This is a genomic window from Notoacmeibacter marinus, from assembly GCF_002238045.1.
GTDB classification, from domain to species: domain Bacteria; phylum Pseudomonadota; class Alphaproteobacteria; order Rhizobiales; family Rhizobiaceae; genus Notoacmeibacter; species Notoacmeibacter marinus.
The window spans coordinates 1,390,197-1,409,056 of the sequence record NZ_NBYO01000001.1 but is presented as its reverse complement, the minus strand read 5'-3'; the positions used below and the strand labels follow the sequence as shown (position 1 = coordinate 1,409,056).

The window sequence follows — 18,860 nt, the reverse complement described above, 5'->3', positions numbered from 1 at the left end:
GATGTTCATCCCGTTCTTTCTCGAGCTGAAGGCCGCTGCCGTTCCGGTCTCCCTGCGCGAATATCTGTCGCTGCTGGAGGGTCTGGACGCCGATCTCGTCACCTATGACGTGGAGGGCTTCTACTATCTCGCCCGCGCTGTTCTGGTGAAGGACGAGCGTCATATCGACCGGTTCGACCGGATCTTCAGCCAGTATTTCCGAGGGGTCGAGGCGGTATCGGGCCAGGGCGCCAATGGCGCGTCGCGCATCGACCTGCCCGAAGAATGGCTGCGGCGTCTAGCCGAAAAACATCTGTCCGACGAGGAGAAGAAACTCGTCGAGAGCCTTGGCGGGTTCGAAAAGCTGGTGGAGACGCTGAAGAAGCGCCTGGAGGAACAGCAGGGCCGCCATCAGGGCGGCAATAAATGGATCGGCACTGCCGGCACGTCGCCCTTCGGCGCCTACGGGTACAATCCGGAAGGCATTCGGATCGGCCAGAAGGAAAGCCGCCACCGCAGGGCGGTCAAAGTCTGGGACAAGCGGGAATTTCGCGACCTCGACGGCGATGTCGAGATCGGTACGCGCAATATCAAGGTCGCGCTGAAGCGCTTGCGACGCTGGGTTCGTCAGGGCGCGGATGAAGAGTTCGACCTCGACGGCACGGTGCGTTCGACGGCCGAACATGGCTATCTGGACGTCAAGACGCGGCCGGAACGCCGCAATGCAGTCAAGCTACTGATGTTCTTCGATGTCGGCGGCTCGATGGACGACCATATCCGCGTCGTTGAGGAACTGTTCTCCGCGGCCAAATCGGAGTTTCGGCAGCTGGAATATTTCTACTTCCACAATTGCATTTACGAGCGCGTCTGGCAGGAGAACCGGCGCCGTCACGACCGGACGATCCCGACCTACGACCTCCTTCACAAATACGGGCCGGACTATAAGGTGATCTTTGTCGGCGACGCAGCGATGAGTCCCTACGAAGTCGCCTATCCTGGCGGATCCGTGGAACACTGGAATGCCGAGCCCGGCGCACTCTGGATGCAGCGCGTCACGGCCAAATGGAAGAACGCCATCTGGATCAATCCGGTCGAACCGGCGCAGTGGAAGTGGACGCAATCCACCGCCATGATCCGCGATCTGATGGAAGGGCGCATGTATCCGCTGACTCTCAAGGGGCTTGAGAACGCCACCAGGGAACTGTCGCGCCGGCATTGACAGACTCGCGGCCTGCGCCTTGACGCCGCGTCACCCGACTCCACCTTCCTGTCAGAACCGCCGCGCGGCGCGGCGGCAGGGCGAGGAGATCGACCATGGCGACCAATACAGGCGATGGCCACCGCATCGGAGCGGTGAAGGATCGAACCCAGATCAAGGATGCAGGCGGCCATTGGAACAAGCGCGACCGCACGACGGGCGAGTTCATGGACAAGAAGGCTGACGACGAGCCGTTCAAGGGCGTCGCGAAAGAGCCGGATGGCCGTCAGGACTGAGGCAAAGAAACCACGCGACGTCGGAGCCACGCGCTTGTATTGCTGAGGGCAACCCCCGCATCAGGCTGCCAGACGCCGGCATTCCTGCATGCATTCTGCACAGGCCTCGGCGCATTGGCGGCAATGGTCGAGATCGTGCCGGCTGCATTCTTCCATACAGGCTTCGCAGATCGCGGCGCAGGACGCGCAAAGGGCGAGCCCGTTCTTCGATTCGGTTGCGCAGGCCCGGGCGCAATCGGCGCATATCAGCATGCAGTCTCGGCAGGCGCGGATGCACGCATCCATATTCGCCAATCCAATGGACTGGTCGAGACAATAAGCGCAGGCCAGCATGCATCGGGTGCAGGCGCTCGCGCGGCTTTGATGATTCAATGTCAGATCGATCGCGTTCACTAGGGCCTCCTCGTTGGCTCAAGAACGCGCTCCTGCTACGTCACTACCGTGACAGGAGATTGACATTAGTTTGTCCTAAAAAATATTGTTTGTGAACGAGTTGTGACCGGCGCTCAGCGCATGCCGAGTGCTTCCTTGTAAAGGTCGATCATGGCTTCGGCTTCCTGTCTTTCCGCCTCTTCCTGCTTGCGCAGGCGGATGATGGTTCGCATGGCCTTTGTGTCGAAACCGCTCCCCTTGGCTTCGGCGAAGATGTCCTTGATGTCGTCGGCAATGGTCTTCTTTTCCTCTTCGAGCCGCTCGATCCGCTCGATGAAGGCCCGGAGCTGGCCGGAGGCCACGGTTTCGCTGGTCGGCGAATCGCTATGTTCTGACAAGACTGTCTCCGTCGGTATCAAAAATCGTGGCCCGCTCGTGCCAGAGCACAGGTCGCCCGGTCAACTGTTAAGGCCGGTTCGAATAACACAATGCGGCACATGGTGGATAAACGGCGCCGGCCGGTCAGTGACTATGCGGATGACTCGTCTTGAACGCTTCGCGCTGTTCGGCGGTGGCTTCGCTCTGGTGCTTGGCCTTCCATTCGGCATAGGGCATGCCGTAGACGCGTTCGCGACTGGCTTCCTTCGACAGATCGATGTCCCGCTCTTTGGCCGCTTCGAGATACCAGTTCGACAGGCAGTTGCGGCAGAAACCCACCAGATTCATCATGTCGATATTCTGGACGTCGGTTCGCTGCTGCAAATGTGAGACAAGGCGGCGAAAGGCCGCCGCTTCCAGCGTGCGCTGTTCGTCTTCGGTCAGTTCGTGATCCATCGGTTCGCCTCCAAGCGGTGGCAGGCGAAACGTAGGGAACGGGCCTGCCGACATATCCGAGGATATCGCCACGCCATCGCACTGCGTCAAGACATGGCCACCACACCGCTTGGCAAGCGGCCAAGCGCAGCACATAAGAGCCCAAAGCATACCATCCGGAACGAACGTCATGACCATCCCCTTCGCCGATATCGCAGTCGACGCCGACGCCGCCACGGAGGAAGAGGCTCACGAGATTCGGATGCGCCGGCTCGCCTTCGCGCTTGCCTATCCGTTTTCGCATCCGGACCGAAGCTATGTTTATCTGGGCGATTATGGCGCAGCGCCCCTGCCGGACGAGCCGGCGCGCTGGGTGCTGCCCGATGGCGCGCCCAAGGCAACGCATCGGGCCGTCGAAGCGCTCGCCGCCTTCAATTTCTCTACCGCGACGGCGGTTCTGGCAGCCGGTTCCAATGCCGCACCATTGCAGCTGACGCGAAAATACATGATCCATGAAGATCATCTGAGTTCGATCGTCATCCCTTGCCTGCGTCTGCGGGTGGCCGATCACATCGCCTGTTACACCCGCCAGATGGCGCCCTACGGATCGATCCCCACAATGATCGTCCGCCATGAGGGCGCGGCATCCCTCTTCTACGTCAACTTCCTTGATCCCCACATGCTGGAGCGGCTCAACCATACGGAGGGTCTCGGCACGCATTACGGGCTCACGAAATTCGGCCAGATAGAAGGTAGCGGCTTTGCCCCGATCGAAGGCATGCCGCTTTATGGTTATCAGGGCCTGGCGGGCCCCCTCCCCTACCGGCTCGACACGACCCCGGCCTTCGATTGCCGCCTGCCGGCCACCAGTCAACGCGCCATGCAGGAGCGGATCATCGGCGCGCTCGATCTCGATGTCAGCGTGGAGCGTTTCGTTCTGCGCAACATCTACGAGCCGGACCACAGAGCCGATATTGTCGCGCGTTTGCGGGATCTCGAAATTTGAGCAGGCCGGACGAAACATCGGACTTTCGGCCGTCCGCCCGCGTTGACAGACGCGCGGCGATTGCCGAAAAACAGCCGGGTTTGGTACAGTAGGCCGGCAGCGTCGCTGCTCTTGGGGGTTGGTTTGAAGCGCATCTCAGGCATGGTTCTTACCGCTCTTCTGCCCATGCTCGCCGCTCTTCTCGCCGGCACCGTGTCGGCGAAAGCGGACTTCCGGGTTTGCAATGCGACGCAAAGCCTGGTCGGCGTTTCCATCGGTCTGCGCGGTTCGTCCGGATGGATCACGGAGGGCTGGTATCATATCGAGCCGGCAAACTGCAAAACGCTCATCGACGGGCCACTGACGTCCCGTTTTTATTATCTCTATGCCGAAGATGCGCAACGTGGCGGCCGCTGGGACGGGCCGATCAATATGTGCGTCGCCGATCGGGAATTCAAAATCGTCGGCATCAACGATTGCTATGCCAGAGGCTATCAGCGCGTAGGGTTTCAGGAGCACGACACCGGCGAACAGATCAACTGGATGGTTCAGTTGACCGACGAGCCGGAACCGGAACCGGAACCGCAGTTGGAGCCACAAGCGGAACCGCCCGCAACCGTGGAAACTGCGCCAGCGCCGCCTGCCGCGGTCGGACCGACCGACTCTTCGGCAGACAGCCGCAGCGACGCCGTGCCATCGCCGTCCGTCGCGCCACCGCTGCCGAAGCGGACCGCACCTCCCACTCCACGGGACAATCCGCGATCCAGCGAACCGTCCCGGTCCACCGATACGTCCGAACCGGATTTCGGGGACGATTCCGACGATGGTGGCGCAGATGATGATGGCGGCACCGATGGGCCCGATTCATCCACCGACGGAACCGATTCGGGCGGCGATGGATCGGATGGAGACAGTGGTTCAGACGATTCGGGCGGTGGCGACGATTCGGGTGGGGGCGATGGTTCGGATGGCGGCTCGGACGGCGGTTCCGAATAGGCCACCGCATGTTTCCGCGCCATCGCGCTTGCAGTGTTACAAACTTCGCCTTACGCAGGGATGCACCATAAACCGATTTAGGCATTGGAAATCCCGACAATGAGACGCAGCCGCAAGGTCAAGATTCTCGCCACGCTTGGCCCCGCTTCCGACACGGAAGAAACCATTCTTCAGCTCTTCGAGGCGGGCGCGGACGTCTTCCGCATCAATATGAGCCATGCCAGCCATGACATGATGCGCCAACAGGTCGAGCGCATCCGCTCGGTGGAGAAGACGGTCGGCCGCCCCATCGGTATCCTGGCCGATCTGCAGGGGCCGAAGCTGCGCGTCGGCATCTTTGCCGAAGAAAGCGTCGAACTGGAAGAGGGCCAGACCTTCACGCTGGACGACGATCCGACGCCGGGAGACGCCACCCGCGTCCATCTGCCCCACCCGGAGATTTTGGAAGCGGTCGAGGCCGGCCATCGCCTTCTGATCAACGATGGCAAGCTGCAGCTGATCGCGGAGGAGAGCGACAAGCGGTCGATCACCTGCAAAGTCGTCGCCGGCACCTCCATCTCCAACAGGAAGGGCGTCTCGCTGCCCGATACGGAGCTGGCCGTCGGCGCCCTGACCGACAAGGATCGCGAGGATCTGAAAGCCGCGATCGCCGCCAATGTCGACTGGATCGCCATGTCCTTTGTCCAGCGGCCCGAAGACCTGATCGAATGCCGGGAACTGTCCGACGGCAAGGCCTACATCCTCTCCAAGATTGAAAAGCCCCAGGCGCTGAACCGCATCGACGAGATCATCGAACTGTCCGACGCCATCATGGTGGCGCGCGGCGATCTGGGCGTGGAAATGCCCATCCAGTCGGTGCCCGGCATCCAGAAGCGTCTGACCCGCCTGTGCCGCGCAGCGGGCAAGCCGGTCGTCGTTGCCACCCAGATGCTGGAAAGCATGATCTCCGACCCCATGCCGACGCGCGCCGAGGTCTCCGACGTTGCCCATGCCGTCTTCGAGGGCGCGGACGCGGTCATGCTGTCGGCGGAAAGCGCGGCCGGCGATTACCCTGTCGAGGCCGTCACGATGATGAACGACATCGCCGAGACGGTCGAGCGCGAGCCGACCTATCCCAGCATCATCACCGCCCAGCGCGCCGAGCCGAAGCAGACCACCGCCGACGCGGTGTCGCTGGCCGCTCGGCAGATGTCCGAAACGCTCGAAGTCGCTTCCATCGTCACCTATACCGATTCCGGCGCCACCGGCATCCGCACCGCGCGCGAACGGCCTCTGGTGCCGATCATCAGCCTTTCGCCGCGTATCGACACAGCCCGCCGGCTGTCGCTTGTCTGGGGCTGTCACTGCGTCGTCACCGAGGACGCGACCGATCTGGACGATATGGTGCTTCGGGCGAGCCGGATCGCCGAGGCCGAGGGCTTCGCACAGCCGGGCGACCGGATCATCATCGTCGCGGGTGTGCCGCTTCGCACGCGCGGCAGCACGAACATGCTGCGCGTCGCCCGTATTGGCGGCGAGCGCTACCGCGATCTGCCGAAATCCGACGATTGACACGGCGCGGCGCGCCGGCCTTTCTTTCCGCCTGACTGCTGCAAGGAAGGGCCGGCCGCGCCATGATCGACATCTCCAGCTACATCGCCTTCGTTCTGGCGAGCGTCCTCATCCTGGTCATTCCCGGCCCGACGATCACGCTCATCGTCGCGCGCGCTGCCGCTCATGGCCGCGCCACATTGGCGCCAGCGGTCGCGGGCGTCGGTCTTGGCGACCTGTTCGCAGCATCCATCTCGCTGGCTGGCGTCGGCGTCCTTCTTGCGACATCGGCGACATTGTTCGAGATCGTTCGCTATGCGGGCGCAGCTTGGCTGATCTTCCTGTCGATCCGTCTTTGGCGGTCGGGTTCGCCAAAGACCGAGGCGACAGCGCAGCCGAAAGGCCTGTCGCCACGCCGGCTCTTTGCCGAGACATTCCTTGTCACACTGCTCAATCCGAAGGGCATTTTGTTCTTTGTCGCCTTCGTGCCGCTTTTTATCGCACAGGATCTGCCCTTCCTGCCGCAGGCGGTCGTTCTGGTCCTGACCTTCGTTCTTCTGAGCATCGTCAACGCCGCGCTCTACGGCCTTCTGGCCGGATGGGCGCATGAAGCGGTCCGCAGCCCAGCCTTCCGGCGCGGATTGAACCGGTTCGGCGCGATAGCCCTGTTCGGATCCGCCGCCATGGCGCTGGCTGCCCGCCGGCCGTAGGAAAAGAAGGCTTCAGGTGGCGGGTAAACGGGCCGTTTCCGCCGCTGCCAGAAGATCGCCCGCATCGCCTGGTTTCTCCAGAACGCAGTCCGGTCCGTGCCGATCCGCCGCGATGGCGGCTTCGACACCCGCGATCTCGCTCTCGACGCTGGCGATCCCTTTGATCGGATAGCCGCTTACGCGGGCGACGGCGGCCAGAACCGCACGCGGTGCGACATGATCGCTCTTGTGACCGCAATTGCGGATGACGAAGAGCGCGGCGTTGGGAAGATCGCGCGCACAACCCACCGAATGGACATGCTCGTAAACGACCGTATCTCGGTCGCCGGTCAGGATCACCGCTGCGCAGGTTACCGACGAATAGCGATCCTGCGTCGTGGTGACGTGGTCGAACAGCCCTTCGACATCGATGGCGTTGGCGCGAAAATGGCGAGGCCGGAACGCCAGATCGATGGCCGCTGCGCTGGCATAGCCCTTGGGTGGGCGGTTCGGCGCAAAGACGCAGGCGATGCCGCCCTTGCGGCGCAGGAAACCGCCCGGCATGGCAAGCGTCCAGGCAAAAAACCGGCCGATAACCGGTCGCGCAGCAAGCGGGTAATACCAGCTCGTCGCGCCACCCGGCCAGGGATGGGTTGCCGGCGACAGCATCACGAGCCCGCGAACCCGATCCGGATGGTTCATGGCGAGATTGAGCGCAACCGCTCCGCCGAAGGAATGCCCGACCGCCGTCACGCCTTCCGGCGCGATTGTCGCGATGAGAGCCGCAATGGCTCGCGCCTGCCCGTCCGGCCGGTCGTGCCCATGCCCGCGTCCGCTATAGCCATGGCCGGGCCGGTCGATGAAGATCATTGGAAGTTGGCCCCGAAACGGCGCCATCGCGCTCATCTGGTCGTGCAGATTGCCCGTCGCGCCGTGGATGAAAAGCGCTGGCGGAATATCCGCCCCTGCCCCCTCACCAGGCCAGACGACATAGTGGAGATCGATCCCGTCCACAGGCGCGATTTCGCCCACGCGCGGATAGCGCCATTCGATGACAAGGGTCGCAAGAAACGAAAACAGCGCCAGCAATACGGGAATGCCGAGGGCCAGACCGATCGGGATCGCCACGAACAGCTCCATCAATGGTGCCCGGCCACTCTCACAGAGTCTGGTTCTCGACGGATTTGCGCAACCGTTCGGCCTGCTTCCGCGCAGGTTCGAGGGTCGGGAAGATTTCGAGCGCGCGTTCATAGACCGCAAGGGCCGCACTGTCGCGTCCCGCCTGCTGCAGGATCGCCGCCATACCCGTCAGAGCGCCGAAATGGCGGGGCTCCAGCGCCAGCACCCGCTCGATATCGACCATGGATTTGTCCATGTTGCCTTCCAGGAAATGCAGCGTCGCCCTCAGGTTCCAGGCTTCGGGGTAGTTCGGGAACAGAACGATGCTCTCGCCGATGAGATCGAAGGCGACATCGTTGCGATTGGTCCGCATGGCCTCGCGAGCCCTCTCCATCAGAAAATCGACGGTCGGACTGCCCGATTCGTTCCATGTCGTCTGGATCGCGCCGGCCACGCGTTTACCGATCACGGGATTGGGTGCTTTCGCCAGCGTGTCGAAGAGATCGTCGAGTTTCTTCTGCCGACGTTCTTCTCCGTAAAGGAGTGGCGGTAGAGGATCGGTCTCCGTCTCGACGTCGTCTTCGGGCGCCAGCAATGGCGGGACCGAATCGGCATCCTCGTCGAACGGATCGCCGAACGGGTCGCGCTCATCCGGCATTCCGAAAAACTGAGCCTCGCGCGGAGGCGCCTCGGCGGCCATGAGGCCGGAGGGCAGAAACATCAGGCCAAGGCAAAGGAAAAACCGCATGAAAGCCAATTTAAGGCTCTCACGCGGTTTCGACAATCGCACTTGCGTCATTGGCGACGATTAATCGCCGAATGTCAGCCCTGGCGGGCTTTGAAGCGAGGATTGGACTTGTTGATGATATAGACACGACCCTTGCGACGCACGAGACGGTTCTCGCGATGCCGGGTCTTCAGGCTTTTCAGCGAATTCTTGATCTTCATGGGTTCGATCCCGGTTCGTCTGTCGAGATCGCGGCGATGGCCGACGTCTCATTCGTCAAAGGAAACGGCGCACCCAGCGGGCGCGCCGAAAAAGATGCGGCTCCATAAGATGGAACGACGGTGGCTGTCAAGGATCGGGAACGGGCTTGTCTGCCGCGTTGCATAGCACGTCCTGCCGCGTTATATGCGAGCCATTCCCATTCACCGGTGGCATCGACCACCGCCCGCGCTTCGGGACGCGGGCGAAGGAAGGATTTATTCTCATGGCTCAACAGCTTCTCATGCCGAAAGCGACGGCTGTCTGGCTGGTCGACAACACGGCGCTGTCCTTCGATCAGATCGCTCATTTCTGCAAGCTGCATCCGCTCGAGGTCAAAGCCATCGCCGATGGCGAATCGGCGCAGGGGATCAAGGGGCTCGACCCGGTCAGCAACGGTCAGCTTACCCGCGAAGAGATCGAAAAGGCCGAGGCCGACAAGAACCATCGCATGAAGCTGTCGGACCCGAAGGTCCGGGTACCCGAAGCCAAGCGAAAGGGTCCGCGCTATACGCCCGTGTCGCGCCGGCAGGATCGGCCCAACGCCATTCTCTGGATGGTGAAAAACCATCCCGAACTGAAAGACGGTCAGATCTGCCGGCTTGTCGGCACGACCAAGAGCACGATCGAAACCATCCGCAACCGTGAACACTGGAACCAGTCCAACCTGGTGCCGATGGATCCGGTGACGCTCGGCATGTGCTCGCAGATCGACCTGGATTTCGAAGTGTCCAAGGCATCCAAGGACAAGCCGGTCGTCGAGGAGACGAACGACACCACGCTGCTCCCTGCGTCCGCCACCGAAAATCTGACCGAGAATACGGCGGTCTTCGGCTCTGAAAAGCCGGTAGAGAAGGATGGCGAGGAAGAAGAACTCGATGCCGACAAGGTCTTCGCCAAGCTGTCATCGCTGAAGGGCGGCGGTTCGGACGAACAGGACAACTGACCTCTAGGGATGGCGCCCCAGACGCGACTTTCGGGCTTCGCGCGCCATCTCTGGAGAGAGCGGCGCGCATTCGTCTTCTTCGAGAAGCCGGTAATATTCGGCCAATGACTGTTCCGGGATCGGCCGTTCGATACGGCCGGTTTCGCCAAGGCGGACGATCCGGTCGACGCGGAACATGCGAAAAGCCTGCCGCAATTCGCACCATCCGATCAGCGTCCAGGCCTTCCCCCAGAACACCAGCGCCAGGGGCCTGACGAACCGGTTCGTCCGGGCGCGCTCTTCATCGGCATAGGAAAGCTCCAGCACCTCGTTCCGCTCGACCGCCCGGTTGATGCGGTCGATCAGTACGCGATGCGGTGGATCGATCAGAAAAGGTGGCACGAACAGGCGCAGACCGTCGGCCGCCTTCGCCCGGTCGGCTGGCAGAACCGCCTCGATCTTGTCGAGCGCGCCGCGTGCGGCATCGCTCATGGCTGCGCCGCCGAACGCCATAATCATGCGAACGCCTGCGGCCAGCGCCGACACCTCGTCGATCGTGAACATCAACGGCGGCAGGTCGAAGCCGGGTCGCAGGACGTAGCCGACACCGGCCTCGCCGTCGATCGGTACGCCGGCGCCCTGCAGATCGGCGATGTCGCGATAGATCGTCCGATCCGACACCTCCAGCTCGGTCGCGAGCGCCTTCGCCGTGAGCACGCGCCCGCGGCGAAGAGCCTGCACGATCATGAAAAGACGGTCGGCCCGGCGCATGGCTTCCCTCCCATTCGACGGCCTACCATCGCGCTTTCCTTATGAGCTGAAAAGACCGATCGAATTGCCGTCCGGGTCGGTGCAGTAAACGAACCGCCCGGCAGGGATCTCGATAATGGGTGAAACGATCGTCGCGCCAGCGTCCTTGGCCCTCTGCATCGCCTCTTCCACCGTTCCCTCGGCGGCCAGATGAACCGTCGGCCCCCGGCCATTGCCGGCAGGCTTGCCTTTGTAAAGATGGCCGGACACGCCATTTTCTTCATCCGCACATTCGAAGACGAGCATGGTGCTGCCGTCCATGTCCTGTTCTTTCAACGAATGACCGGTGGCCTTCTCATAGAACACCTTGCTGGCGGCCATATCGCTGACGGGCAGTTCGAACCACACGCATACATTCTCTTTTGCCATCGCCGTTTCCCTTCGCGTCCGATTGGTGAGGGCCGGTTTATCGCACAGCGCTACTGACACCCTGCTGTCAGGATGAAATTCGTGCCGGCCGCCATCAACCTTTTGGCCGGTGGCGCGTTCAGGGCAAAACCTATTGATGGAGGCACGACAATGTTCAAACGAATCGTCAAGACACTGGTGATCGGCTGGATCATGAAACGCGTATTGGGCAGTTCCGATCGCAGAAACTCGCGCCGTCGCGTGGCCTGATCAATCCTCGTCGGCGGGCGGAAGGGGGATGTTCAGCGCCCGCCGTCCCCCGTCGACCAGGATGGTCTCGCCGGTCATATAGGCCGCGCGTCCCGATACGAGGAATTTCACCAGATCGGCCACTTCGTCGGGCTCGCCGAGCCGGCCAAGGGGCGTGCGACTGAGGATCTGGTCGCGTATGCCGGGATTGTCGGTCAGATTGGCCACCATGTCCGTTGCGATGGTTCCGGGCGCAACGCCGTTGACGCGGATACCCCAGGCCGCCAGTTCGACGGCGGCACTTCGTGTGAGTTGGTCCATCGCCCCCTTGGAGACGCAATAGGCAAGCTGGCCGTTCATCGCGACCCGACCGTTCAGCGAGGAAATATTCACGATGATGCCCGGCGGTTGGCCGTTTTCTGCCTGAGACACCATCAGTCTTGCCGCCGCCTGAGTGGTCAGAAACGCACCCGTGACATTGATGTCCAATACGTGGCGAAAGGCATCCTCGTGCAGATCCAGAAGAGAGCACCGCTCCAGTATCGCGGCATTGTTGACCAATATGTCGATCGTTTCGAAATGGTCGACGGCAAGCGCCATCAGATTGTGCACATCCAACCGCTTGGAAACGTCGGTGCGGATAAACTGCACCGCACCATGGGCGGATAGCTGCTCCTCGGCGGTTTCTCCGGTCTGCTGATCCATGTCGGCAATAACGACCTTGGCGCCTGCCTTGACGAGTACGCGTGCGACGGCCAGGCCGATTCCGCTGGCGCCACCCGTCACAATGGCCGTCCTGCCTTCGATGCTCATGCGCGTTTCCCTCTGCTGACGCTTAAAGGATGGTCCAGCGCCGCTATCCGTCAATCGCCGCCGGGTATCGCATCAGGCAGAGCGTCCGATTAATCTGTATCAATTTGCAAGACGAACGGGAACCTTCGCGCGGTATCGGGGCTTAGCCTCAGGTAAGTTCCTGATTACCCGGAGGCGCAAGGCATCCAATGAACAGTATTATCTATCTCGTCGGCCTAGTGGTGGTCGTCATCTTCATCCTTTCTTTACTCGGACTCGCCTGAGGGAATATTCATGCCCCAAGATCCCAGATCCGGCCCGGCCGCCGATAAGGCGAAAGCCGACGCCGAAAACGTCAAACAGGCCGCCCAGCGCGAAGCTGACGCCGCCTCTGCTGAAGCTTCGAAAGTGGCCTCGGACCTGAAGTCCGAGGCGAGCAACATGGCCGAAAAGGCCAAGCAGGAAGGTCTCAACCAGGCCGAACGCGGCAAGGATGTGGCGGCCTCGACCGTCGAAGACTTTGCAGCATCCATTCGTGCGGCAGCCGACAAGCTCGGTGAGCGCGACCAGTCGATGTCCGCCAATCTCGTTCGTGAAGCGGCGCGAGGTCTTGAAGATGTCAGCGGCGCTATTTCGGGCCGCTCCGTCGGTGAGATCGTCAACAGCGTATCGGGCTTTGCCCGCAATCAGCCGACCGCATTTCTCGTTGGCGCTGCCCTGACGGGTGTCGCGCTCGGCAGGTTTGCCCGCGCCTCATCGGCCCACAGTCCAAGAGATTACGGCGAAACACCGCCACCGCCGGCACCCTACACCGGTACGGGCGGAGTATCGCCGACAGGCGGTGCGACAACGCATCGTGCAACATCGCCGTCGACGCCCTCTCCGTCAGCATCTTCACCATCGTCCTCCACGACCCCGACGTCGCCATCGTCAGCAGGTTCTCCGAAGCCCAGCCCGTCAACGACGGTCACGAGCAGTCGTACGCCCAGTAGCGGCGGAACGATTAGTGGTGGAACCAGCGGGCCGATCGGCCAGCCGAAGAAGGGGCAGTAAGATGAGCCAGCCTACAGAACATTCGAACGACACCCGTTCGCTTCCGGACCTCATTCGCACACTCGTGGACGAGGTGCGCTCGCTTTTCCAGGCGGAAGGCAAGCTGATCCGGTCGGAACTCAACGACAAGCTCACTCAGGTTCAGGTCGGTGGCGGCGAAATCGCCGCTGGCGCGATGTGCCTTCTGGTTGCTCTCTTTGTCCTCAGCCAGGCGCTTGTGGCGGCTATAACCAAACTGCTTGCTTTCCTGTTCGATACGGAAGCGGCGACGTCCGCACAGGCGGCGGCTGGCAGTGGCTGGGCCGCGTGGGCCGCGCTCATTGTCGGTATTCTATTCGCCGTCGTCGGCATGGTGCTGCTGAACCGCGGACGCACCAATCTGCAAGCCAAAAATCTCGTACCGGAGCGGACCGCCGATCAGGTCTCCCGCGATGCGAAACTCGTGAAGGAGCAAGCGCGATGAGCGACAAGACCGACCGCCTGGAGGCAGAAGCGGAACGTCATCGTTCCAACATTGATAATACGATCGATGCGCTGAAGGATCGTATGAGCCCCGGCCAGATGATGGACGAAGCCCTGGGTTTCTTCAAGGAAGGACAGGTTGCCGAAGCCGGTAAGAACTTCGGCCAGCAGGTTCGCGACAACCCTCTCGCTCTTGGCCTCATCGGGGCCGGCATAGCGTGGCTTGCCTTTGGCAGCGGCGTGCGTTCCACGGGACGCGACCTTTACGATCGCTACGGTTCCGACGATGGCGCGGATGTCGATGAATATGGCCGCTTTCGTGCAGGCGGCGGACGGCATCTCGATCCCGACCGGTTTCCGGATAGCGGCGAATATCACGATCCCTACCGATCCCCGTCGGATGCCGATCCGCGAACGGGCGGCGCCACCTATGTCGGCGGCAGTGATACGACCGGCTCATCGCTGAAAGACAAGGCGTCGGGCGTCGGCTCGGCCGTCTCCGGAGCCGCGTCGGGCGTCGGCTCGGCCATCTCCGGAGCTGCGTCGAGTACAGGCTCGTCCGTTTCCAGCGGCGCGTCCAAGACCGGTTCGGCCATCTCAGGCGCCGCGTCTTCGGTCGGCGAGAGCGCACGATCCGCCGGTTCGGCAGTCGGCAGTGCCGCCGGCAATGCGGCATCGAGCATATCTTCGGGCGCTTCCAGTGCTAGCCAGGCTGCGCGAGATGCTGCGGCAAGCACCGGGCAGGCCTTCGCCGATGGCGGACGGGCGGTCAGCTACCGCGCTTCGCAAGCGCGGCAGTCTGCGACGCGCGGCTACCGCAACATTCAGTCCGAACTGATCGGCGCGTTTCGCGATGAACCACTCGTGTTCGGTGCGATCGCAGTCGCGGTGGGCGCGGCGATCGGCGCGGCTCTGCCGCCGACACGTCGCGAAGACGAGTTGATGGGTGAAACCCGCGACAATCTGCGCGACCAGGCCTACGAGCGCGGCCGTGACGCCGTCACCGAAGCGCGCGATGTAGCGGAGAAGACTTACACCGCTGCGTCGGAGCGTGCCGAACAAAAAGGCCTGAAACCGAAAGGCGAAGGTGAGACGGTGGCTGAAAAGGTGGCAGACGTTGCCCGCACGGCCGCACAAACGGCCAGGGACGAAGTGAAGAAGAAGACTTGAGCAGACATTTTACGATAACTGCTTGAACCACCGATACGAAGGGCGCGCCATGAAGGCGCGCCCTTTTCCGTTGCCGTCGAAAACCTGCGGTGGGTTATTCTTTCGCTTCCAATGGCCGCGATAAGAAGCCCCGTCGTTCCAGAACCGCCGAGACCTCTTCCAGAATGGCCGGATCGTCGATGGTCGCCGGCACCGGCGAATCTTCCTTGTCGGCGATCTTCTGCATGGTGGCGCGAAGTATTTTGCCGGAGCGGGTCTTTGGCAGCCGCTTGACGCAGACAAGCTGCCGAAAGGCGGCCACCGCCCCGATCCGGTCCCGGACCATGGCGACGATCTCTTTCTCCAATTCCGATTCGGGCCGGTCCACACCGTTCGACAGCACGACGAAACCGAGCGGCACCTGTCCCTTCATCGGGTCGGCAATGCCAATCACCGCCGCCTCCGCGACGTCGGGGTGCTCGGCGAGCACCTCTTCCATCGCGCCTGTCGACAAACGATGGCCGGCCACATTGATGATGTCGTCCGTCCGCGCCATGACGAACAGGTAGCCATCCTCATCGATCTTGCCGGCATCGGCCGTCTTGTAGTAGCCGGGATACTCTTCGAGATAGGCGTCCCTGAACCGCTGATCGGCATTCCAGAGCGTCGGTAGTGCGCCGGGCGGCAACGGCAGCTTGACAACCACATTGCCCAGCACATTTGGCTCGGTCACCGGCTCGCCCTCATCGGTCAGAATCTGAATGTCGTAGCCCGGCATCGGCTTGGTCGGCGATCCGTATTTGACCGGCAGCAAGCCGAGGCCCGCCGGGTTGCCACACATCACCCAGCCTGTTTCCGTTTGCCACCAATGGTCGATCACCGGCACGTTCAACTGCCGCTCGGCCCATTTGATCGTCTCAGGATCGGCCCGTTCGCCGGCCAGAAACAGCGTCTGAAACGATGACAGGTCGTATTTCTTGATGAACTCGCCTTCAGGATCCTGCTGGCGAATGGCGCGGAAGGCCGTCGGCGCGGTGAAGATCGCCTTGACGCCATACTCCTCGACAATCCGCCAGAACACGCCGGGATCGGGCGTGCCGACCGGTTTTCCCTCGAAGATGATGGTCGTGGCGCCACGCAGCAGGGGGCCATAGACGATGTAGGAATGGCCGACGACCCAGCCGAAATCGGATGCGGTAAAGAGGACATCGCCCGGATCGATGCCGTAGAAATTCTTCATGGTCCATTCGAGCGCGACCATATGGCCGCCATTGTCGCGGATCACGCCCTTCGGCTGGCCGGTCGTGCCGGAGGTATAGAGGACGTAGAGCGGGTCGGTCGCCGCCACGGCCGTTGGCTCGACCGTCCGGCCCTCTGCGGCCGATACGGCGTCCGCCCAGTCGATATCGCGTCCCTCGACCATCGATGCCTCGGCCTGGGGCCGCTGGAAGATCACGCATGTTTCGGGAGGCGTGTCCGCCATCTCGATGGCCTTATCGAGCAGCGGTTTGTATTCGACGATGCGCGAAGGCTCCAGCCCGCAGGAAGCCGCGATGACCATTTTCGGCTTGGCGTCGTTGATGCGGGTCGCCAGTTCCTTTGCCGCGAACCCGCCGAAAACAACCGAGTGAATCGCACCGAGACGCGCGCAGGCCAGCATCGCGATCGCGGTTTGCGGGATCATCGGCATATACAGAACGACGCGGTCGCCCTTCGTCACGCCCTTGTCGGAAAGGACGCAGGCCAGTGCGTTGACCTGCTTCAAAAGCTCCGAATAGGTGATCTGGCTTTTAGTTCCGGTAATCGGACTGTCGTATATGATGGCGAGCCGGTCGCCATGGCCGGCTTCGACATGGCGGTCGACCGCATTGGCGCAGGTGTTGCATTCGGCGCCGGCGAACCAGCGTCCGTAAACCCCAGCCTCGGCATCGAAGATTTTGTCGGCGGGCTTCATCCAGTCGATCGCTTCCGCCTGCTCCTCCCAGAAGGTCTCCGGGCCCGCCTGCCATTGAGCGTAGACGCTCTCATAGTCGCTCATCATTTTCCTCCCGAACCGAATTCTTCCGCGCGTTCATGACAAACTGCGCGACAATGAGCCATTTGACTATGGGCGAATATGACGACGCAAACGCGCAAACGCAAAACGGCCCCGCACCTGGCGGGGCCATTCCACGATGGAATCAACGTGCGCTTATAGAATGGTAGCGCTTACTGCCGCTCGACGCAGGTTGCGATGATCTCGCTGGAATAGGCGCCGCGGTTCGCCGCGACCTTCTCGCAGAGCTTCGTCAATTCGTCCTCGGACAGCCCGACCGCGCTGGTGATCGTGCCGTCGACGCCGTTGATGACCGAACTGGCGGCCTCATTGCCCGGGATGATCGAGCCGCCGCCTATGCCGACCCTCACATCCGCCGACGTCGCGCCACCACCGACATTGACATCGGCATTTGCATTCGTACCGCCGAGAGCGCCGGTTCCGACATCTACATCGGCGCTAACGCCATTGCCGCCGCCAATATCGACATCGGCATCGGCGGTCGTGCCACCCAAAAGACCGGTACTGACATTCGCATCGGCACCGAGCCCGCCGCCACTGCGGGAGCCGGCATCCGCGGAAGCACTCGTTCCGCCGCCAACACCGGTGCTGGCGCCGGCACTTGCTCCACCGCCGCCAACACTGGCGCCTACCGAGGTGCCACCCACATCCGCGCCGACGCTGACCTGCGCGAATGAGGGCGACATGCCGGCAAGAACGAACCCGGAAGCAAGAAGCGAGACTTTGACGATATTCATGGCGATCTCCTTTTTGGTTACACGCCAGAACAATCAGGCAGCCAAAAAAAGGATGCGATTCCTAGGAAAAACTGATTCAATAGAGATAATGGGCCGTTAAGAGGAAGAAATCCGACAATTTTAACGATCGGTTATTTTTTCTTTTCTTTCAAAACCATTCATGGCAGAAGGGCGATATCCGAACCGACCGCGTGCAAGGTCCTTGTGTCGAAAGCCTTCTCCCTTCTCATCCTCCTGATCATGGTCGTGCAGGTCATTTACCCGCTTGGCCTGCCTGGGCTCAAACGCCGGCGCGATTTCTGGAAGCTGGCGCTCGTCGCACTCGGCATGATGATGCTGACCGTGCTGATCCGGCCATAGAAGCCCGATTCGTCAAGGGCCCGAGCGTTCTTCCCGAACAGCGAGGGCAGGTGCATCGGCAACGTGCTTTCGGTGGTCCGCCGCCGGAATGAACTCCGATCGCGCGATATGTTCGGCAATATGGCGCGCCCACACATTGTAGCCGACCGGGCCGGCATGGAACCCGTCGCGCGAGAAGTGATCCGGCAGAACCAGGTCGATCGCCGGCAGGACGGTGACGCCTTGCTCCCGACAGATGCTCCAGCCGACCCGCGAAAGCGTATCGGCCCGCAGATCGATGATCGTGGCGAGCGGCTCCGGCAGGTTGGGCATCTTGCGGAAGTCGAGCAGCGAGCCCCAATAGATCTTCGCATCGGGGAACCGCGCCTTTACGGCGAAGATCAGCCGGGTCAGATCGCGGACGAAGCGGCGCCGCGTGTGGAAATTCTTGGCGTCGTTGTGACCCACCGACAGGATGATATGCGACCAGCCGCCATGCGGCAGATTCGGCACGACGCATTCGGTGATCTCACGGATAACGGAACCGTTGAATCCGTTGGCCCGCCAGCGGACGGGACGGCTCGTCATGTCCTGCAGCCGGCGCGCGATGGAAGGTGCGAGCGTGTCGTGCTGCCTGTCCGTCCCGACGCCGTGCACGGTGCTGTCGCCGATCACGAGAAGCGAGATTTCGGCACCGCGGCCATTCAGGCGCCCTCCGGTTCGGCCCGGCGGCGGCGCGAGCCGTGGCGTCCGAATGCGGGTCCAAAGACCCTGCAGAAGATAGATGGGCACCGCCAGATCGGAGAGCAGCCACGCCAGGCGCGAATGCCGGCTGATCGGTTCCGGCGAAGGCAACAGTCCCGCCTCGCTGACGATCCGATACCGATAGTTCCGTCGATGGTGTCGCATCCGCATCGGGAGCCGTCCTGCCTTTTCTGCCGGAAATTTCAAAGCCGATCATAGAACCGTGGCGAAACA

At 62.1% G+C, this 18,860-nt stretch carries 23 protein-coding genes and 1 pseudogene; 12 read left to right on the top strand and 12 right to left on the bottom strand.

Annotated features, from left to right (window positions below):
- Position 1 precedes the first annotated feature (1 nt).
- Together B7H23_RS06740 and B7H23_RS06735 are read left to right on the top strand one after the other, a co-directional pair.
- Positions 2-1,198: a vWA domain-containing protein gene (locus B7H23_RS06740; protein WP_094076532.1), complete on the top strand. Its 1,197-nt coding sequence runs from the start codon at positions 2-4 to the stop codon at positions 1,196-1,198.
- Positions 1,199-1,293: 95 nt separating this feature from the next.
- A complete protein-coding gene (locus tag B7H23_RS06735) occupies positions 1,294-1,473 on the top strand; it encodes a hypothetical protein (RefSeq protein WP_094076531.1) in 180 nt (59 codons plus the stop codon).
- Positions 1,474-1,533: 60 nt separating this feature from the next.
- Here the strand turns inward: B7H23_RS06735 and B7H23_RS16370 are convergent, their stop codons facing one another.
- The 3 genes from B7H23_RS16370 to B7H23_RS06720 all read right to left on the bottom strand — a co-directional run bounded on the left by B7H23_RS16370 (position 1,534) and on the right by B7H23_RS06720 (position 2,679).
- Positions 1,534-1,866 (bottom strand): four-helix bundle copper-binding protein, encoded by a 333-nt coding sequence (locus tag B7H23_RS16370; protein ID WP_476703821.1) that lies wholly within the window; start codon positions 1,864-1,866, stop codon positions 1,534-1,536.
- A gap of 113 nt (positions 1,867-1,979) precedes the next feature.
- Complete coding sequence (locus B7H23_RS06725; RefSeq protein WP_094076529.1) at positions 1,980-2,243, bottom strand: DUF2312 domain-containing protein; 264 nt, start codon at positions 2,241-2,243, stop codon at positions 1,980-1,982.
- A gap of 124 nt (positions 2,244-2,367) precedes the next feature.
- Entirely contained in the window at positions 2,368-2,679 is a 312-nt protein-coding gene (locus B7H23_RS06720; RefSeq protein WP_094076931.1) for a DUF1244 domain-containing protein, read from the bottom strand.
- A gap of 169 nt (positions 2,680-2,848) precedes the next feature.
- Here B7H23_RS06720 and B7H23_RS06715 point away from each other — a divergent pair, with 169 nt between their 5' ends.
- The 4 genes and pseudogenes from B7H23_RS06715 (at position 2,849) to B7H23_RS06700 (ending at position 6,879) form a co-directional block, all read left to right on the top strand.
- On the top strand, positions 2,849-3,664 hold the full coding sequence (locus tag B7H23_RS06715) for a hypothetical protein (protein WP_094076528.1): 816 nt from the start codon (positions 2,849-2,851) through the stop codon (positions 3,662-3,664).
- Positions 3,665-3,805: 141 nt separating this feature from the next.
- Positions 3,806-4,207, top strand: a pseudogene (locus B7H23_RS16220) (DUF1036 domain-containing protein); the annotation flags it as partial.
- 531 nt (positions 4,208-4,738) lie between these two features.
- Complete coding sequence (gene pyk / locus B7H23_RS06705; RefSeq protein WP_094076527.1) at positions 4,739-6,190, top strand: pyruvate kinase; 1,452 nt, start codon at positions 4,739-4,741, stop codon at positions 6,188-6,190.
- Positions 6,191-6,252: 62 nt separating this feature from the next.
- The gene (locus tag B7H23_RS06700; RefSeq protein WP_206608858.1) at positions 6,253-6,879 is read left to right on the top strand and encodes a LysE family translocator; all 627 of its coding nucleotides are present in this window, start codon (positions 6,253-6,255) and stop codon (positions 6,877-6,879) included.
- Positions 6,880-6,891: 12 nt separating this feature from the next.
- Here B7H23_RS06700 and B7H23_RS06695 read toward each other — a convergent pair whose 3' ends face one another.
- The 3 genes from B7H23_RS06695 to ykgO all read right to left on the bottom strand — a co-directional run bounded on the left by B7H23_RS06695 (position 6,892) and on the right by ykgO (position 8,925).
- Entirely contained in the window at positions 6,892-7,986 is a 1,095-nt protein-coding gene (locus tag B7H23_RS06695; RefSeq protein WP_240534993.1) for an alpha/beta fold hydrolase, read from the bottom strand.
- Positions 7,987-8,017: 31 nt separating this feature from the next.
- Entirely contained in the window at positions 8,018-8,725 is a 708-nt protein-coding gene (locus tag B7H23_RS06690; protein ID WP_094076525.1) for a tetratricopeptide repeat protein, read from the bottom strand.
- A 74-nt stretch (positions 8,726-8,799) separates the two neighbouring features.
- The gene (ykgO, locus tag B7H23_RS06685; protein ID WP_012709334.1) at positions 8,800-8,925 is read right to left on the bottom strand and encodes a type B 50S ribosomal protein L36; all 126 of its coding nucleotides are present in this window, start codon (positions 8,923-8,925) and stop codon (positions 8,800-8,802) included.
- A 263-nt stretch (positions 8,926-9,188) separates the two neighbouring features.
- On the opposite strand from ykgO, the gene B7H23_RS06680 reads away from it, so the two are divergent.
- Entirely contained in the window at positions 9,189-9,908 is a 720-nt protein-coding gene (locus tag B7H23_RS06680) for a DUF1013 domain-containing protein (RefSeq protein WP_094076524.1), read from the top strand.
- 3 nt (positions 9,909-9,911) lie between these two features.
- Here the strand turns inward: B7H23_RS06680 and B7H23_RS06675 are convergent, their stop codons facing one another.
- Together B7H23_RS06675 and B7H23_RS06670 are read right to left on the bottom strand one after the other, a co-directional pair.
- Positions 9,912-10,658, bottom strand: coding sequence for a helix-turn-helix transcriptional regulator (locus tag B7H23_RS06675; RefSeq protein WP_094076523.1), 747 nt, complete (start codon positions 10,656-10,658; stop codon positions 9,912-9,914).
- 39 nt (positions 10,659-10,697) lie between these two features.
- Positions 10,698-11,066, bottom strand: a complete 369-nt coding sequence (locus B7H23_RS06670; RefSeq protein WP_094076522.1) for a VOC family protein — start codon at positions 11,064-11,066, stop codon at positions 10,698-10,700.
- Between the two features lie 81 nt (positions 11,067-11,147).
- Between B7H23_RS06670 and B7H23_RS16015 the strand changes: the two genes are divergently transcribed.
- Entirely contained in the window at positions 11,148-11,315 is a 168-nt protein-coding gene (locus tag B7H23_RS16015) for a hypothetical protein (protein ID WP_158215786.1), read from the top strand.
- On the opposite strand, the gene B7H23_RS06665 is transcribed toward B7H23_RS16015, so the two are convergent.
- On the bottom strand, positions 11,316-12,107 hold the full coding sequence (locus B7H23_RS06665; protein WP_094076521.1) for an SDR family NAD(P)-dependent oxidoreductase: 792 nt from the start codon (positions 12,105-12,107) through the stop codon (positions 11,316-11,318).
- 273 nt (positions 12,108-12,380) lie between these two features.
- On the opposite strand from B7H23_RS06665, the gene B7H23_RS06660 reads away from it, so the two are divergent.
- The 3 genes from B7H23_RS06660 to B7H23_RS06650 are packed head-to-tail and all read left to right on the top strand — an operon-like array spanning position 12,381 to position 14,771.
- Complete coding sequence (locus B7H23_RS06660; protein ID WP_094076520.1) at positions 12,381-13,139, top strand: hypothetical protein; 759 nt, start codon at positions 12,381-12,383, stop codon at positions 13,137-13,139.
- 1 nt (position 13,140) lies between these two features.
- Positions 13,141-13,602, top strand: a complete 462-nt coding sequence (locus B7H23_RS06655; protein ID WP_094076519.1) for a phage holin family protein — start codon at positions 13,141-13,143, stop codon at positions 13,600-13,602.
- Positions 13,599-14,771, top strand: coding sequence for a DUF3618 domain-containing protein (locus B7H23_RS06650; RefSeq protein ID WP_094076518.1), 1,173 nt, complete (start codon positions 13,599-13,601; stop codon positions 14,769-14,771). The genes B7H23_RS06655 and B7H23_RS06650 overlap by 4 nt, the downstream gene beginning before the upstream one ends.
- A gap of 94 nt (positions 14,772-14,865) precedes the next feature.
- Here B7H23_RS06650 and B7H23_RS06645 read toward each other — a convergent pair whose 3' ends face one another.
- Together B7H23_RS06645 and B7H23_RS06640 are read right to left on the bottom strand one after the other, a co-directional pair.
- The gene (locus tag B7H23_RS06645; RefSeq protein ID WP_094076517.1) at positions 14,866-16,791 is read right to left on the bottom strand and encodes a propionyl-CoA synthetase; all 1,926 of its coding nucleotides are present in this window, start codon (positions 16,789-16,791) and stop codon (positions 14,866-14,868) included.
- 167 nt (positions 16,792-16,958) lie between these two features.
- On the bottom strand, positions 16,959-17,543 hold the full coding sequence (locus B7H23_RS06640; RefSeq protein ID WP_094076516.1) for a hypothetical protein: 585 nt from the start codon (positions 17,541-17,543) through the stop codon (positions 16,959-16,961).
- 204 nt (positions 17,544-17,747) lie between these two features.
- On the opposite strand from B7H23_RS06640, the gene B7H23_RS16090 reads away from it, so the two are divergent.
- The gene (locus tag B7H23_RS16090; RefSeq protein WP_094076515.1) at positions 17,748-17,903 is read left to right on the top strand and encodes a hypothetical protein; all 156 of its coding nucleotides are present in this window, start codon (positions 17,748-17,750) and stop codon (positions 17,901-17,903) included.
- A gap of 12 nt (positions 17,904-17,915) precedes the next feature.
- Here the strand turns inward: B7H23_RS16090 and B7H23_RS06630 are convergent, their stop codons facing one another.
- Positions 17,916-18,797 carry an SGNH/GDSL hydrolase family protein gene (locus B7H23_RS06630; protein ID WP_094076514.1) on the bottom strand — a complete coding sequence of 294 codons (882 nt, stop codon included), beginning with the start codon at positions 18,795-18,797 and terminating at the stop codon, positions 17,916-17,918.
- Between the last annotated feature and the right edge of the window lie 63 nt (positions 18,798-18,860).

What these genes read in the sequence shown, in the direction of transcription:
- B7H23_RS06740 (WP_094076532.1), top strand. Translation starts at nt 2, where the DNA reads ATGTTCATCCCGTTCTTTCTCGAGCTGAAGGCCGCTGCCGTTCCGGTC.
- B7H23_RS06735 (WP_094076531.1), top strand. Translation starts at nt 1,294, where the DNA reads ATGGCGACCAATACAGGCGATGGCCACCGCATCGGAGCGGTGAAGGAT.
- B7H23_RS06720 (WP_094076931.1), bottom strand. Translation starts at nt 2,679, where the DNA reads ATGGATCACGAACTGACCGAAGACGAACAGCGCACGCTGGAAGCGGCG.
- B7H23_RS06715 (WP_094076528.1), top strand. Translation starts at nt 2,849, where the DNA reads ATGACCATCCCCTTCGCCGATATCGCAGTCGACGCCGACGCCGCCACG.
- pyk (WP_094076527.1), top strand. Translation starts at nt 4,739, where the DNA reads ATGAGACGCAGCCGCAAGGTCAAGATTCTCGCCACGCTTGGCCCCGCT.
- B7H23_RS06700 (WP_206608858.1), top strand. Translation starts at nt 6,253, where the DNA reads ATGATCGACATCTCCAGCTACATCGCCTTCGTTCTGGCGAGCGTCCTC.
- B7H23_RS06690 (WP_094076525.1), bottom strand. Translation starts at nt 8,725, where the DNA reads ATGCGGTTTTTCCTTTGCCTTGGCCTGATGTTTCTGCCCTCCGGCCTC.
- ykgO (WP_012709334.1), bottom strand. Translation starts at nt 8,925, where the DNA reads ATGAAGATCAAGAATTCGCTGAAAAGCCTGAAGACCCGGCATCGCGAG.
- B7H23_RS06680 (WP_094076524.1), top strand. Translation starts at nt 9,189, where the DNA reads ATGGCTCAACAGCTTCTCATGCCGAAAGCGACGGCTGTCTGGCTGGTC.
- B7H23_RS06675 (WP_094076523.1), bottom strand. Translation starts at nt 10,658, where the DNA reads ATGCGCCGGGCCGACCGTCTTTTCATGATCGTGCAGGCTCTTCGCCGC.
- B7H23_RS06670 (WP_094076522.1), bottom strand. Translation starts at nt 11,066, where the DNA reads ATGGCAAAAGAGAATGTATGCGTGTGGTTCGAACTGCCCGTCAGCGAT.
- B7H23_RS06665 (WP_094076521.1), bottom strand. Translation starts at nt 12,107, where the DNA reads ATGAGCATCGAAGGCAGGACGGCCATTGTGACGGGTGGCGCCAGCGGA.
- B7H23_RS06660 (WP_094076520.1), top strand. Translation starts at nt 12,381, where the DNA reads ATGCCCCAAGATCCCAGATCCGGCCCGGCCGCCGATAAGGCGAAAGCC.
- B7H23_RS06655 (WP_094076519.1), top strand. Translation starts at nt 13,141, where the DNA reads ATGAGCCAGCCTACAGAACATTCGAACGACACCCGTTCGCTTCCGGAC.
- B7H23_RS06650 (WP_094076518.1), top strand. Translation starts at nt 13,599, where the DNA reads ATGAGCGACAAGACCGACCGCCTGGAGGCAGAAGCGGAACGTCATCGT.
- B7H23_RS06645 (WP_094076517.1), bottom strand. Translation starts at nt 16,791, where the DNA reads ATGATGAGCGACTATGAGAGCGTCTACGCTCAATGGCAGGCGGGCCCG.
- B7H23_RS06640 (WP_094076516.1), bottom strand. Translation starts at nt 17,543, where the DNA reads ATGAATATCGTCAAAGTCTCGCTTCTTGCTTCCGGGTTCGTTCTTGCC.
- B7H23_RS06630 (WP_094076514.1), bottom strand. Translation starts at nt 18,797, where the DNA reads ATGCGGATGCGACACCATCGACGGAACTATCGGTATCGGATCGTCAGC.